Raw genomic sequence first — 209 nt, forward strand, 5'->3', positions numbered from 1 at the left:
GATCTTACACAAGCAGAAGCTACTCCATTTGATCCTATGGATGTTGTGACAACTCTTGGCGGAGGCGGAGAGATTTTATATCAAAATACCACTCCAGGAGGTCAGACCTTATATGCAAGAGTAGAAAGTACGGTGAGTATCGTAGATGGGACACCTTGTTTTGTGATTGTTCCTTTTGATGTGGTGGTAGATCCATTACCAATTCTATC

Annotated in this window: 1 protein-coding gene; it reads left to right on the forward strand. The window is 42.1% G+C overall.

Annotation, left to right across the window (positions count from 1 at the left end; genetic code table 11):
- The coding region (locus Q1A01_RS23845; protein ID WP_299686115.1) for a hypothetical protein at positions 1 to 209 on the forward strand (209 nt) is incomplete at both ends.

The organism is uncultured Dokdonia sp., from assembly GCF_947492815.1.
Classification (GTDB): Bacteria; Bacteroidota; Bacteroidia; order Flavobacteriales; family Flavobacteriaceae; genus Dokdonia.